Below are 15,124 nucleotides of genomic sequence, written 5' to 3'. Positions count from 1 at the left end.
TCAGATTCGCCGCATAATATAAGTTTATCAAGGAAATTTGATACAGTTACACTTCACTGACCTAAGTCATTTTCAACCTCTTTTATTAGATGTAGTTTTAAAATAATAGGTTGTTACTATATCCGACAACTTAAAGAATTAATATAATGAAATTATAAGACTTGACTTATATGGCAAAGACCAAAGATATATTTACCGACAATCTAGAATATGACTTTCAACAATTTTATAAAAAATTGGAAGATTTTAATTATGAATTAAAAGAATTTATTCACGGTAGTTTAAAGGCTGCAGAAAACCAAGGTAATCTTGATAAAGGCTATTATAAAGCCGATGAAATTCTTGATGAAATCTATATAGAGATTTACGAAAATTATTCTTTAATTACTGATATATCTGAATTTCAACGATTACTTTTTAGAGCGGGAATCAATAAACTAGAAGCGATAAAATCTCAAGAAGTGCCAGATGATATTACCTATCATTCTCTATTGAAGGCTGAATTAAAATCTTTAAATGAAAAATTCACTACAGACGGTGATGGAGACCGCATAATGTTCGAAGAATTAGATGACATTTCATACGTTCAAAATAAAGGTTGGTTAGACAACATTTTCTTATATGAACCATTAGAAAGACAGTTGGTACATAAATTGGGGCTAGATGAAGCCGCATTGTTATCTGTTGAGAAAAGAAAGTTATTATGGGTATTGTATTCAACCATACCAGAAAGAAGTAAAACCGTAGTAGAGTTACTAGTTTTTGGTAATCAAGACTTAAAAACTATTGCTGAAATATTAGATGTGCCATTAGAATTTGTTGATAGAATTATATTCAAGGTCAAGGAAAGATTTAGGTTAGTATAAATTCTAAATCATTTTAACCTATGCAAAAATACACTCTCAATTTAGCTAATACTTTTTATTTTTTATTTTCCATAACCCTATGCGTTTGGATGTTAATTGCCGCCAAGGTGATTATTATACCCTTAGTTTTTAGTTTTTTTTTGCCCTAATGTTAAAGCCCATAGTAACTTATTTTGAGAGCAAATTCAGTAATAGGATTTTAGCAATATTTACGTCTTATGTTTTAGCTGTTGCACCTCTGTTTGTTCTAATTTTTTTCTTCTTCAATCAAACTAGAATTCTATTTGGTAAACTACCATCGGTTCAGGACAGACTTTCTGAAATGATGATCGTGTTTTCAGAATCGTTCGACCAAAAATTCAATCTAGAGGCAGATACAACAGCTAGTTGGATTTCAGAAAATATTTTGGCCGTTTCTGATTTTTCAATTGATATTATTAGAGGAAGCCTGCAGTCTACTTCAACGGTATTAGCGCACTTGGTACTCATTGTAGTTATAACTTATTTTATGCTACTTTACAGTACCGCATTCAAAAATTTTCTGTTGGCACAATCTAATAAAGAGAATAGAAATAGGCTTGATCAACTATTCAAAAATGTCCAATATTTAGCAAAACGATATATGCTAGGGCAAGGTTTGATCGTTCTAATTTTAGGGTTATTAATAGGTGGCGGACTTTGGTTGATAGGAGTTCCTTATCCATTTTTTTGGGGATTTTTAGCTGGTTTTCTTGAAATTATACCCTATATAGGCACATCTATAGGTGGTGTTTTACCCGTAGTTTATATGTTTATGATTTCTGATAATTTTTGGCAGCCAATTGCAGTCATTACCCTATATCTTATAGTGCAACAATTAGAAGGGAATCTAATTTCACCAAATGTTATGGGAGCCAGCGTTAGAATTAACCCATTATTCGTGATTTTAGGGCTTTTTATAGGGGGTGTTTTATGGGGTATTGCCGGTATGATTTTGGCCTTGCCCATATTAGCAATGTCAAAAGAAATATTTAGAACTTATGATATGTTCAAGCCCTTGAGTTATCTTATGGAAGATGGTTTGTTGCGTAAAAAGGATATTTTTTTAGAACGATTTGATGATGAAAAATATAGGTTTTTTAACCTTTTTTTTAAAGAAGGAAAAGAGAAGAAAAATTTCTGACAAATTAATTTTATATTTTTTTACTTTGTATATCATCGGTTTGCCTTAGCACCCTGTACAAAGCTAAATCTAGGGCAATGAACCATATAATAAATAGCGAAAAGGTGATTTTTTGTACAACAGGTAGTATATATATAATTATACCAGTTTCATAAATATAATAATTGGCAAGAAAGATAAAAATGCAAACTATACCTAGTATACATAGTTTTATATAGCTTGTTTTATACAATTCTATACAACAAGTGATAAAAGCAACAAGTCCAAATATACCTGCTATGCGAACAACTATATCATGGTAGTCAAGCACTAAAAATAAAATTGAAAATAAAGATAGATATCCAGATCCACCCATCAATTTTTGGATGTTATTTTTTGTTTTGAATAATTTAGGTAGTAAAGACCAAATAAATAATATACTTGTACATAGTAAGCATAATGCTGCAATTGCATCTAACCTAGCTTTGTTAGGCTTGCCGTTAATGGCATTGAAATCTAAAAGATCGCAAAGATAATTGTGCCAAAAACTAAAACCATTTATATCTGGTTCTAACCAAGATCCTCCAGGGTATTGTTTGGCAGCGATAACATAGAAAATAATAAAGAATACAATACCTAATAATGATAAAAATAATAGAAGAAGCCCATACGTTTCCAATACTGGCTTAGTCTTCATTGAGCAGGTATTTATATTTGATTCTAAAATAGAAACAGGAGACCTTAGGTCTCCTGTTTCCTTTGAAGTGTTCGTTTTATTCTTTGTGTTACATCTATCCTTAAGTTATCTTATTGCTAAAATAATATAGGGGCGATTTCGACAATTAACAATTCGAACACTTTCCGGTATTTATTACCTTTCGATAATAATACCTTTTCTTAATATGTTTTTTAAAAAGGACCGGAATGCCATAATATCCGGTCCTTTATTAGATATTGCAATTCTATAAATTTTGAACGCAGATCAAGTAATAATGTATCAACTACATATTAGCTTGTTTATTCTAGTAAAAGAATTATTTACAATACCATTATATGACTGCTAAGGCATTACTGCTTAGAAGTCTTTCTTTTATTAAATTTTAAAGAAAAAACAGGAAGCCTAAACTTCCTGTTCTTCATAAAGAATAGAATTTGTTATAGCCTTTTATCAATCTTTAAATTAACCTATTGCTAAATTGATTCAAAAATTAATGTAGATTACGACAGCATCTTTTTCTCTACTATGATCTGTACTATCTTACGATAATTCAAATCAATGCCTTATAATTTTATAAGAAACCAAGTCATCGCAATGACTTGGTTTCTAAGAAGTCGGTATTTTTTTCAAATTACACTTACACTGATCCTTTTTTATGATTATTTCTAAACACATTTAAAGATCAAATGGTCTTTTGAATTTGTAGTACCTTCTTCTTTATAAATTGAACCTTGGTTCCCCCGAGAAAGATTCAAATGATTATTAATTTCAAAGAACTTATTATAATTGATTGAATAATTATAGTGCTAAAATAATACGACAATTACCTTTTTAAAATGACCTAGATCAGTTTGGTGAAAATTTTTCAGTTTTCGGAATTATAAATGCTAAATTCATGATTTTTCCTTTTCTTAAGATTTTAGCTTTCAGGGTGTCACCATATTGTAGGTTATGTATAATAGACCAGGCTTTGGTCATATTTTTCTCATTTGTTAATGGTACGTCATTAAAAGATAGTAAAACATCGCCACCGACAGCTAAATTATCACCATCAATCTGTAGGTAATAATACGATTCTTGTAAGCCTAGGTTGGCTCCTAATGATTGCGGAGCTACTTTTTGTACCATAACACCGGCAATTTGCGGTAAATTAAATATTTCTGCTAATGACCCGGTAATGAAATAAGCCTCAATTCCTGTCCAAAGAGGTCTTTCATCACATAGTAGTTCTTTTGCTATGTTGGAAGTTGCGGCAAAAGATATGCCCTGAAAACCTTTAGAATGACTTATAATAAAGCTGGCAATACCGATTACCTCTCCGTTCATATTAAATAATGGTCCGCCAGAACTACCCTCGTTTACCGCGGCGTCGGTTTGTAAGAAATCGGTTTTAATGAACCCGCTAGATACTTTTTCGGGAGAATACTTACCACTTACATAACCCACTGATAAAGAATGCCCTAGACCAAATGGTGCACCAATAACGAAGACTTGGTCCCCTATTTTAACTTTATCCGAATCTGCCAAAGTAACAACTGATAGTGGAGTTTTTTTTAATTCTGTCAATCTAATTAATGCAACATCGGCAGTAGGATATGAATATAGAACTTTGGCAGGTACTTCTTCACCATCTGAAAAAACCACTTTAATAATAGCAGCATTTTGTACAATATGTGCAGCAGTCATTATATCACCGTCATTTGAGATGACAAAGCCTGATCCAAGACCTTCTAAGGTCAGCAATGTTTTAAAATTACCTTGGCTATATATTTCTGGTTGCCATGTTTTAATGAGAACAACAGATGCATTGGCTTCTTCATACAATTTGCTTATGTTTTGAGAAGTTATTTGTTCGGTACAGAGTATGAAAAGTATAATTAGAATTATTTTCATTGCTAGATGTTGTAATTAAAAAATTTGATATCCTTAGTCTTAAGAACTTAAAGAACAGCTCTAATTTTAGATGTTCATGATACTCAAGTTGAAGTTTAAAGGAAATTAGCAGTAATCTAAGATTAGCGATTTTAGTAAGAAATGATTTAAGTCACTCAGTTGCTGGCGATATCCTTTTTCGCAATTTATAATCGACTACTATTCAATGAAATAAATAGTATTTAACAGGTTTCAATTAATTAATGGTATTATTCCTACCTAATATGTAGTTTTTTTGTATCTTTTTATATCCCCATAAGCTTGAACTTAATAGGTTGTGCTATGATCAGTATTCTTATAATTGAAGATGATAATGATATACGGGAAAATACTTCTGAACTTTTGGAACTCGAAGGGTATGTTACGTTAACAGCATCCAACGGAAAAATTGGTTTAGAAAAGATTATATCTAATGTTCCAGATTTAATCTTATGTGACCTTCGTATGCCCGAAATGGATGGATTTACTGTATTAAGTCATCTTGGTCATTATCCACATTTAAAAAGAATTCCATTTGTTTTTTTTAGTGCTAAATCTGAAAAATTAGAAATTAAAACTGGTATAGATGCCGGAGCAGACGGCTATTTGGTAAAGCCTTTTGAGTTGGAAGATTTGTTGACCATTATTGAGAAGTGTATTAATAAAGGAAAGCGTTCTTCATTACAATAAATAAGATTTTTTATCTATCCTATTTTTTAGATTTAATCAGAATTTCTTTATACCTGATTCAAATCATTTAGCTGCTTTATCGTATTAGGTAATTTGGTAGAAAATAGATAGAACATGTATACTGCTGAAAAACTACCATTGCCAAAATCTACATTTGAATCTTTAATGGCAAAAAAGGCCCTTCATTGTGTTTCCATATATCTTTCAATGGATAAAAAGGGGATGCAACAAAATCTTCATTTGGCCCAAGCTAAATTGAAAAACTGTTTAAAAGAAGTTGGCACGGTACTGTTGAAGTATCAGTTAAATCAAAAAGGGGTAGAAGATTATCTTGAACCAATTACTCAATTATTAGATAGAGTAGATTTATGGAGAAATCCATCTGACGGACTAGCAATTTTCTTAGATCCTGAAACAGGATTGCAGTATTTTAAAGTACCAATTTCATTTGAAACGCAAACATATGTAGCAAATCATTTTTATCTAAAACCGCTATTTCCAATTTATACTAATGATGGTACGTATTACCTACTTGAAATTAGTAGAGACTATGTTAAACTCTACAAAGCATCACGATATCAATTTAAGGATCTATTTGTTGAAGATTTTGCGCCAAAGCGTTTAGAAGAAGCTGTTGGGTTTGATTATAGACCAAAAGTTTTACAATTTAGAAATGCAAATAATTTGAGTAGCGCAGGGGTGTTTCATGGTCATGGAGAAGGAAAGGATGATGATAAAAATGAGATGGTGAAATTTTTTAGGGCTTTAGATAAGGGGCTTAAGAAGGCCATTGAAAACCAAAATGCACCTTTATTATTAGCCTGTACAGACTATTTGTATAGTATTTATAAAGAGACAAGTACCTATAAAAATGTTTATGATGGGCATTTGGGTGGTGATCCAGAATTTAAAGTAAAGACTTCATTACATCAAGATTCTTGGGAGTTAATTGAACCCTATTTTAAAATTTTAGAATCTGAAATGATACAAAAATTCAAAGATTTAAGTTATTCGCAAAAAACCTCATATGAAATAGGAGAAATACTTAGAGCAACTTTTCAAGGTACTGTAGAGGTTCTATTCGTTGAAAATGAATCTGATGTTTTTGGTACGTTCAATTTAAAAACGAATAGAGTAACTGTTGAGAAATCAAAAGATATAAGTAATACTTCTTTAACCAATTTAGCTGCTTTAGAATGTTATAAGCGTGGTGGTAAGGTATTTCTTTTACATGCTGAACATATGCCAATGAAAAATAGTAATCTAAATGCAATATTTAGGTATTGACCTTTCAACTTAGAACTGTCAAATATTTACTAAGAGAATATTTGGTGACATTGAGATTATTTAGATCAGTGAAATTTTTTTTTGATTGATCGAATCTTTTAAGAAACTAAAAAAAAGACATGAAACTAAAGTGTATTATATTGGAGAATTCGATTATACAGCAAAAGATAATGGAAAAAATGGTTAACTGCCATCCTAATTTAGAATTATCTGGTGTGTATAACAACGCGTTAGAAGCTAACCGACATATAAAGAATTCTAATATTGATTTAATGTTTTTAAATGTAGATATGCCATTGATTTCTGGATTTGATTTTTTGGAATCAATAGAAGATCCTCCGGCAACAATTATGACGTCAAATAATGCTGATTATGCGGTTAAAGCATTTGAATATAATATTTCTTATTATTTGCTGAAACCTATAACATCAATCAGTTTTAATATTGCGGTCAGAAAGGTCTTAAAACAACATAACTTGATATATCCGAAAAATAGCGAAGGCGAGTTTGTATTATTGAAAAGTAATTTCAAAAAAGTAAAAGTTTTATTACGTGATATTATATGGGTGAAGGCAATAGGTGATTATGTAAAAATTGTAACCGATAAGCAAAATTTTGTTGTTCAATTTACTATGAAGCGATTTGAAAAAATGCTACCTGACGACAAATTTTTAAGAATTCATAAATCATATATAGTAAATCTTAGAAATGTTGATCAGTTTAATGGTCGTAATGTTGAAATAAATGGAAACTCGTTGCCTTTGAGCAGGAGTAAAAAGGAGTTGCTTGAAAATAAATTAATGTTCAGCTGAAAACAAATTTATCTTTTATGATATCGTATTAGATAATTAAAAGAAGCAGGTTTGATAAAATTTGTTTTGAATTGGTTTATCTATTGGTTCGAATTTTTGATGAAAAATATTTATTGTGATTCAGGTCATTTTACGGCTCTTTAATTCTTTCGACTTTTAAGTAATCACTAAAAATAAGTTATGATGAATACAGAAATCTTTAATCAGAATGTTGAAGCATATGAGCAATGGTACAAAGATTACCCTCAGGTATTTGAATCAGAACTTTTGGCGATAAAAGAACAGTTACAGAAACTACCAGAGAACCTTAAAGGTATTGAAGTGGGTTTGGGAACAGGTAGATTTTCAGAACTTTTAGGTATAAAAGAAGGAGTAGAGCCATCAAAAGAAATGGCTGCATTGGCTATTAAAAGAGGGGTTTCGGTTTTACACGGTTATGCCGAACAGTTACCTTTTGGAGATTTAAAATTCGATTTTGTTCTCTTTGTTACAGTTTGTCATTTAGATAACATAAAACACGCATTTGCCGAAGCATATAGGGTTCTTAAACCTGCAGGAGCAATAGTAATCGGTTTTTTGGATAGAGAAAGAAGTGTAGCTCAACAATATCTAGAAAGACGTCATAGAAGTACTTTTTTTGCAAATGCAAATTTTTATACTGTTAGTAGAATAGAGGTTCTTTTGAAAGAAGCAGGCTTTAAAAGTTTGGAATTCAACCAAACACTATTTGGTAACTTAGATGACATAAAAGAGGTTCAAATGTCTAAAGAAGGTTTTGGAGAAGGATCTTTTATAGTTGTAAAAGCCACTAAAAAATAGCAAATAGTATAACAATTGAGAAGATTAAATTATTTGATTGGAAATATTTAATTACATCTCTGAAACATTTTTAGAATTGAAATAATCTAATATCTGAATGGCTTTTTGGTCGGTTACCTCTTCAAAGTTTTTATAAAATTGCCCTACGGCCCTAAAATTGTCTGGTTGTAAAATACAAATGACTTCTTCTACATGTTCTAAATTACTTATTTTGTAGATTGCAGATGGTGGTGCAACGGGTATTGCTATTATAATTTTAGAAGGTTTTTGTTTGTGTACCAAAGCTATTGTTGCCAATAGGGTATTACCAGTGGCAATACCATCATCAACAATTATTACTGTCTTTTTTTGTAAATTTAAAGGAGCGCGATTTTTATAATATTGTTTGTACCGTTCTTTTAGTGATTTACGAATACGCTCTGTCTCTCTATCAATATAATTTTTATCAAAAACCATTGAGTTTGATAGTATTATATTTTCAAGGCTAACTGCTCCGATCGCGTATTCCTTATTATTTGGATGCCCTATTTTTTTTGTTAATACTACATCTAATGGCGCATTTAGAAACTTTGCTACAGATGCTCCAATTGGTAGTCCGCCTCTTGGTATTGCCAAGACTATTACTTCTTCGTCTTTGTATTTTGCTAATAGTATAGCTAGTTGACTGCCTGCATCATTTCTATCTTCAAACATTGTTTTGATTTTTAACTTTTTAGATATGTAGCAAACCAATTAGCCGATATTTGTGCCACTTCATTTAATTTGCCTGGTTCTTCGAATAAGTGACTTGCATTGGGTATTATTTCTAGTTTTCTTTGACATTGTAATTTCTGATAAGCTTTTTCATTAAGCTCAATAACAACTTCATCATTGCCGCCAACTATTAATAATGTGGCAGCTGTTATCTTATTAATGTCGTTTAAAGCAAGGTCTGGTCGCCCCCCTCTTGAAACTACCGCTTTAATTGTTTTTTCGTAAAATGCAGCGGCCCTTAATGCCGAGGCAGCACCTGTACTTGCACCAAAATATCCAAGTGATAAATTTTTTGTTTCTTTTTGTTGTTGAACCCATTGCGTTACGTCAATAAGGCGTAGGGTCAGTAAATCTATATCAAATCTATTTTTGTAAACACTATCTTCATCTTCTGTCAATAGATCAAAAAGTAAGGTGGCCAAGTCATTTTTTTGTAAAACTTCAGCAACAAAGTTGTTGCGTGGACTTAGACGGCTACTTCCGCTACCATGAGAAAAAATGACCAAGCCAATAGAATTTTTAGGTATAACTAAGTTTCCTTTTAGTATAACTCCGTCTATCTGTATATTGATGACTTTACGTTTATAATCATTATTCATTTTGTAAATTTTTCACAAAGATTTAAATGTAATGGAAGGACTGAATTATATAAATGACCCAAGTCATTTATACAGTTTTTGGTAGGTTAATTTACAGGGTCAAATAGGTTATTCGATAATTTTAATTTTTAAGTACCTAGAAATTATATCGAATAATTTATATTCAGTTTATCTCAAAAGCAATGAGTTGAGATAAGCAAAGCATACTGTGCATTGAAAGCGGGACTTAAATTTTCATTACTTTTTGTTGACATTTAAATATCTTAAAAATTAATGCACGTTTAATACAAGCCTTCTGTTTATAGATTGTTTAATTTTTTTTCTTGTTTCTCTAATTTTCTAAAGTATCCTCTGGTTAAAAAATTATGCTTTAGTGCTTCCATGTTTTCGTTAAATCTTTCTGTACCCTGTTCTATATTTTCCATGCTTTTTTCAAGCTGGTTTACAAACAAAGAATCTTTTGCCAGATAAGAAATAGCGCCTTGTCCATGATTGATTTCAGAAATGATGAGGTTTAAGTTCTTAGACATTTCATCAATTTCAGAAGAGGTTGTCTCTAGGTTTTGAATTACGTTTTTTATTTTTTCGCCAGAAATGGTATCGTTGAATAATATGTCAGCAACACTTTCCTTAAAATTTAGTTGCCCAACTATGTCGTTTAAATGAGTAATAGTTGAATTTGCTTTATGGCTTGTATTTTTTAAATTGACCAGTGTTTTATGCAAGTCGTTGGCCATTAAAGTATCATTGAGTAACCTGCCTAAAGTTCCTTGCCCATTTGTTAAGGTTTTTGAGATTTTCAATAAATCGGCAGTCAGTAAAGCGGCATTTTCATTGGTAATACTCAAAGTACTCATCATATCTTGTGTGCCTATTTTGTTTGAAGATAATAGTTCATCTCCTGGACTTATTAAGGAAGAAGTACCTAAACCAGGAATAATATTGATTAACATGCTGCCAACCAATCCATTTGTACCAATACTTGCAATGGCATTTTTTTTGATATGTTGACGCATATTATCTTGTATTACCATACGAACTTGTATGGTAGTATCGTTGATCATATTTATGCCATTTACAGTGCCAACATTAATACCTGAAAATCGAACGTTATTTCCATTTTGTAGTCCGGTAGCATTTTTAAATACAGCTGTAATTTCAAATGTTTTACTGAACATATTCTGTCGATTTCCAATAAGGTATGCTGCAAATAGAAGAAGTATAGTACCTAAAACAACAAAAATACCCAACCTCAAATTTTCTAATTTTGTTTTTGCCATAATTTTATTTTTTAAAGAATGCTTCTACTTTTGGGTCTGTCGATGCCGATAATTCTGAATAGGTACCTTCGGCATAGTTAATTCCATCTACTAAAAGAACCATTCGTTCAGAAATTACTCTTGCACAGTCCACATCATGAGTAATAATTAAGGAACTTGTACCGTACTTTTTTTGAATACTTCTCATTAGCTCAATTATTTCTTTTGCCGTTATTGGATCTAAACCGCTGGTAGGCTCGTCATAAAGAATAATCTTTGGTTTCAGTATTAGTGTTCGTGCTAGTGCTACACGTCTTTTCATACCACCAGAAAGTTCATCTGGCATTAAATTCATGGTATGTGCTAAACCAACATTTTCCAAGGCTTCTAACACTAGGGGAGTGGTATCTTTTACATTACCCAATTTGTCTCTGTGCCGTCGCATTGGGAATTCTAAATTCTCACGAACGGTCATAGAATCATACAAGGCACTGCCCTGAAAAAGAAAACCAATATCTGAGCGTAATTCATCTAAGGTTTGTCGATCTAATGTCGATATTTCTTTGCCCATTACTTCTATATAGCCGCTGTCGGGAGCCATTAATCCTACTAGACATTTAATCATAACCGATTTTCCAGAACCCGATTTCCCCATAACAACTAGATTTTCACCTTCGTAAAGCACTAAGTTGAATCCATTTAAAACATGGTTGTCACCAAAACTTTTGGTAACGTTATTTATGCGAATGACTGCGTTTCTTTCGAAATGGTCTATCAATTTATGGAGTTCATTTTCTTTTATTTTTTGTGTATCCTTATTCATATCATAATTCATAGAAAATATCTGAAACAAATACTGCAATAAAATCAACTATAAATAATAATAAAGATGCCATGACTACGGCCGTGTTTGCAGCTATACCGACGCCTACTGTTCCTTTTTTACAATGATAGCCCTTAAAACAACCAACCAGACCAATGACAAAACCAAAAAAGAATGATTTAACGGTCGCAGGTATTAAATCTCCAAAGCTGAGTGCATCAAAAACGGTATTAAAATAGAGTTGAAAAGAAACTTGACCTTTAAGATTCTCTACAAGCGCCGAACCTAATAATGCGATTAGATCTCCAAATATTACTAATATCGGAATCATTAATGTTGTAGCTAGAATACGTGTTACTACTAAATACTTAAAAGGGTTGGTGCCTGATACTTCCATTGCATCTATCTGTTCTGTAACCCTCATGGAACCTAATTCGGCACCTATACCCGATGCAATTCTACCAGCGCAAATTAGAGCGGTTATAACAGGACCTATTTCCCTTACTATAGAAATACCTACCATATTCGGCATCATTGATACTGCGCCAAACTGAATCATTGTAGGTCTAGACTGTAATGTAAGTACCAAACCTATAATGAAACCGGTCATACCTACTAGCATTAAAGATCGGTTACCCATTTGATAACATTGGCGCAATAACTCTTTAAATTCGAAAGGCACAGAGAAAAGTTCTTTAAAAAAACGACGTGCGAAAAAAGACAGTTCTCCAATTTGTATAAAAAACTGTTTTATTCGCTCAAGTATTTTAGATATTTCAAATACTGAGGGTATACTCTCTGCCATACCCAAAAGTAAAAGAAAACTGTAGTTCTTAAAATGACTAATATCATGGCAGATATTTAAGAATTGTTATGTTAAAGAAATTAGACCTAAAGTGTAGTTATGACAAAACTTTTTAATTCTTAAGACGAATTTAAAATCAAAAAACCCTGCAAATTTTAAAATTTGCAGGGTTTGGATTTTTGTGACCTCGACTGTATTCAAACCTATTGTTGAAAATACCTTAATACAGAGGGTTCTGCGAAATTTTATTTTTTCTGTTGTCGATTTGTTACTTACAACATTTTAAAAATAGCTGATATAATCATCTCTTTTTTCAAATATACAGAATAAAAGTAGGTTAAAGCTTAGATTGCAATATCCTTGGTTTATCTACTTTACCCTATATAATTAAGAAACTATAGCTAACCCAATCATCACTATAAATTTATTAAAAATTTAAGGTACATACTCAAAACATTTTTTTGCTTATTTTTTATATAAGATAGAAGGTTAGTTCCAAAATTATAAGGATTCCAGTGATAATAAAAAAGCGACTAGCGCAAACGTATTATCTAATTCTATTCTTGTTTGTAGTTATAACAATAAAGTTTATAATTGCTTTTTAAGATTTTAATTGACTCTTGAATGAGAACATTTTTTACAATCGGCCAAATTAAGCGATTGGGTTCAATTAAATCTTTACGCTCAATAATTTCTTCTACAGGCCATATATTGTCATTTGGTGTAAAGTGCTTGCCAAGCCAAGTTGCGCTTGCTCATCCAATATCTCAAATGTTACGGGGCAATTCGTACTGTATCAACACCATGTTTGTTTCAGTATGTAATTTTCTGAAATATTGAATTGAACTATATAACTCCTCAACCAAATTCATAAAATTTGGGTCACAATTTTATGTCTATTTATAAATATATATGACTAATAGTTTTATAAATTATAAAGAATCATCTGTTCGAAAAACAATAATATCATAATTTGTTCACACTAGGTGAATAGTAATTTTTCAATTAGGGAAGCTTTTACTTTATAGCATCAAAATATAAGCAAAACGTTTAATCTCGGTATAAAATTTCTACGATATGAGCTCACGATATTTATCTAGTTGTATAATTTATGAATAAAATTTTCAAAGTTATAAATCGTCCGATATCAACATTTTATTCAAAAAGGTTCTGCATTTTCTAAAAGAAAAAACATACATGGCATCTTTTTACTCATATCTATTACCTGTACGGTTATGAAATATCTAGTTTTAATTACAACAAATTTTACGCTTTTCAATAGAGCTTAATTCAAACATAATTTACTAAACTTATATAAAATGAAGAACGCTAAAAAATCTAATAAAATTTCGAAACAGTCCCTATCTCGAAGAGGTTTTTTGACTAAAACAACCCTGGCTGCTGGGGCAATTACCATTCTGCCAAGGCATGTTTTCGGCAGAGGCTTTACTGCACCTAGCGATCGAATTAATTTAGGTTTTATTGGCTTAGGTAAACAATGTAATGGGTTGGCTAAGAATTTTATAGGCAATACCAGTGCTCAAATTATTGCTGCCAGCGATGTTTGGTCTACTAAAAATGACTGGTTTAAAGGTCATGTAGAAAGTACTTACGCTGAAAAACGAAATCAAAAAAACTATAACTCTGTAAAAACATATTTAAATTATAAAGAGCTTTTAGAGCGCAGTGATATTGATGGCGTGGTCATCGCAACGCCTGATCATTGGCATGCCATACAGGCAATCGATGCTATGAAAGCAGGTAAAGATGTGTATTGTGAAAAGCCTCTAACGCATAATATTGAAGAAGGTATTGCACTTGTTAAGACCACCAAAAAGACAGGTCAAATTTTGCAGACGGGCAGTATGCAAAGATCATGGAGTTCTTTTAGAAAAGCATGTGAACTAATTCGTAATGGTTATTTGGGCGATATCAAACAGGTACTTGTAAATGTTGGTGACCCAGCAATTCCATATTATTTAAAGGCAGAAACATTGCCTTCTGAAGTTAACTGGAACAATTGGTGCGGTCCGGCTCCTTTATTGGCTTATAATCATCGTTTGGCACCTTCACGTAACGATGTTGATTTTTGGCCAGATTGGCGACTTTTTGAAGAAGTTGGCGGTGGTATTCTTTGTGATTGGGGTGCGCATATGTTCGATATTGTTCAATGGGCTTTAGATATGGATCGATCAGGACCTGTAAAATACGTTCCGCCAACTGATAAAAATGCAGTACGCGGATTGAAAATGTACTATGAAAACGGAATAGAAATGATACATGAAGATTTTGGTAGAGGATGGGGTGTGCGTTTTATTGGTTCTGAAGGTACTATGGATGTTAGTAGGTCGTATTTAGAAACTACTCCAGAAAATATTTTAACTACAGATTTATCAAATGCCAAAGTAAAACTATACAATACTGAGGGTAATCATCTAAAAGATTGGTTAGATGCTATGAAGACTAGAACACAACCTATATGTGATGTTGAAACTGGGCATAGATCTGCCACTGTATGTAACATTGCCAATATCGCCTATAATTTAGGTAGACCGTTAGAATGGAATCCAACAAAAGAGAAGTTCTTAAAAGATGCTGAAGCCAATAAAATGCGTGGTAGAAAAGCACGCAAGTTTTAAAA

General features: G+C 31.8%; 13 protein-coding genes and 2 pseudogenes. 7 read left to right on the top strand and 8 right to left on the bottom strand.

Features of this window, described 5'->3' with window-relative positions:
• Positions 1–170 precede the first annotated feature (170 nt).
• Both ACEN2N_RS00420 and ACEN2N_RS00415 read left to right on the top strand, forming a co-directional pair.
• On the top strand, positions 171–866 hold the full coding sequence (locus tag ACEN2N_RS00420; RefSeq protein ID WP_441822481.1) for a hypothetical protein: 696 nt from the start codon (positions 171–173) through the stop codon (positions 864–866).
• Between the two features lie 145 nt (positions 867–1,011).
• Positions 1,012–2,028, top strand: a pseudogene (locus tag ACEN2N_RS00415) (AI-2E family transporter); the annotation flags it as partial.
• 10 nt (positions 2,029–2,038) lie between these two features.
• On the opposite strand, the gene ACEN2N_RS00410 reads toward ACEN2N_RS00415, so the two are convergent.
• Both ACEN2N_RS00410 and ACEN2N_RS00405 read right to left on the bottom strand, forming a co-directional pair.
• A complete protein-coding gene (locus ACEN2N_RS00410) occupies positions 2,039–2,704 on the bottom strand; it encodes a hypothetical protein (protein ID WP_441822480.1) in 666 nt (221 codons plus the stop codon).
• Between the two features lie 867 nt (positions 2,705–3,571).
• The gene (locus tag ACEN2N_RS00405; RefSeq protein ID WP_441822479.1) at positions 3,572–4,618 is read right to left on the bottom strand and encodes a S1C family serine protease; all 1,047 of its coding nucleotides are present in this window, start codon (positions 4,616–4,618) and stop codon (positions 3,572–3,574) included.
• A gap of 321 nt (positions 4,619–4,939) precedes the next feature.
• On the opposite strand from ACEN2N_RS00405, the gene ACEN2N_RS00400 reads away from it, so the two are divergent.
• From ACEN2N_RS00400 to ACEN2N_RS00385, 4 genes are all read left to right on the top strand, one after another.
• Positions 4,940–5,326 carry a response regulator gene (locus tag ACEN2N_RS00400; protein WP_441822478.1) on the top strand — a complete coding sequence of 129 codons (387 nt, stop codon included), beginning with the start codon at positions 4,940–4,942 and terminating at the stop codon, positions 5,324–5,326.
• A 114-nt stretch (positions 5,327–5,440) separates the two neighbouring features.
• Positions 5,441–6,613: a baeRF7 domain-containing protein gene (locus ACEN2N_RS00395; protein WP_441822477.1), complete on the top strand. Its 1,173-nt coding sequence runs from the start codon at positions 5,441–5,443 to the stop codon at positions 6,611–6,613.
• A 119-nt stretch (positions 6,614–6,732) separates the two neighbouring features.
• Entirely contained in the window at positions 6,733–7,425 is a 693-nt protein-coding gene (locus tag ACEN2N_RS00390; protein ID WP_441822476.1) for a LytR/AlgR family response regulator transcription factor, read from the top strand.
• 180 nt (positions 7,426–7,605) lie between these two features.
• The gene (locus ACEN2N_RS00385) at positions 7,606–8,244 is read left to right on the top strand and encodes a class I SAM-dependent methyltransferase (RefSeq protein WP_441822475.1); all 639 of its coding nucleotides are present in this window, start codon (positions 7,606–7,608) and stop codon (positions 8,242–8,244) included.
• A 51-nt stretch (positions 8,245–8,295) separates the two neighbouring features.
• On the opposite strand, the gene ACEN2N_RS00380 is transcribed toward ACEN2N_RS00385, so the two are convergent.
• The 6 genes and pseudogenes from ACEN2N_RS00380 to ACEN2N_RS00355 all read right to left on the bottom strand — a co-directional run.
• Positions 8,296–8,937, bottom strand: coding sequence for a phosphoribosyltransferase (locus ACEN2N_RS00380; protein WP_441822474.1), 642 nt, complete (start codon positions 8,935–8,937; stop codon positions 8,296–8,298).
• 11 nt (positions 8,938–8,948) lie between these two features.
• On the bottom strand, positions 8,949–9,596 hold the full coding sequence (locus ACEN2N_RS00375; RefSeq protein WP_441822473.1) for a dienelactone hydrolase family protein: 648 nt from the start codon (positions 9,594–9,596) through the stop codon (positions 8,949–8,951).
• 299 nt (positions 9,597–9,895) lie between these two features.
• Positions 9,896–10,876 (bottom strand): MlaD family protein, encoded by a 981-nt coding sequence (locus tag ACEN2N_RS00370; RefSeq protein ID WP_441822472.1) that lies wholly within the window; start codon positions 10,874–10,876, stop codon positions 9,896–9,898.
• Positions 10,877–10,880: 4 nt separating this feature from the next.
• The gene (locus ACEN2N_RS00365) at positions 10,881–11,678 is read right to left on the bottom strand and encodes an ABC transporter ATP-binding protein (RefSeq protein ID WP_441822471.1); all 798 of its coding nucleotides are present in this window, start codon (positions 11,676–11,678) and stop codon (positions 10,881–10,883) included.
• A gap of 1 nt (position 11,679) precedes the next feature.
• Entirely contained in the window at positions 11,680–12,483 is an 804-nt protein-coding gene (locus ACEN2N_RS00360; protein WP_441822470.1) for an MlaE family ABC transporter permease, read from the bottom strand.
• 557 nt (positions 12,484–13,040) lie between these two features.
• Positions 13,041–13,196: pseudogene (locus tag ACEN2N_RS00355) on the bottom strand (mannonate dehydratase); the annotation flags it as partial.
• Positions 13,197–13,802: 606 nt separating this feature from the next.
• Between ACEN2N_RS00355 and ACEN2N_RS00350 the strand changes: the two are divergent.
• A complete protein-coding gene (locus ACEN2N_RS00350; RefSeq protein WP_441822469.1) occupies positions 13,803–15,122 on the top strand; it encodes a Gfo/Idh/MocA family protein in 1,320 nt (439 codons plus the stop codon).
• Positions 15,123–15,124: the final 2 nt, after the last annotated feature.

The sequence above is a fragment of the Maribacter spongiicola genome (genome assembly GCF_052119685.1).
Taxonomy (GTDB): domain Bacteria; phylum Bacteroidota; class Bacteroidia; order Flavobacteriales; family Flavobacteriaceae; genus Maribacter; species Maribacter spongiicola_A.
Note: the sequence above shows the minus strand (reverse complement) of the source record. Positions and strands in the feature narration are given on the sequence as shown.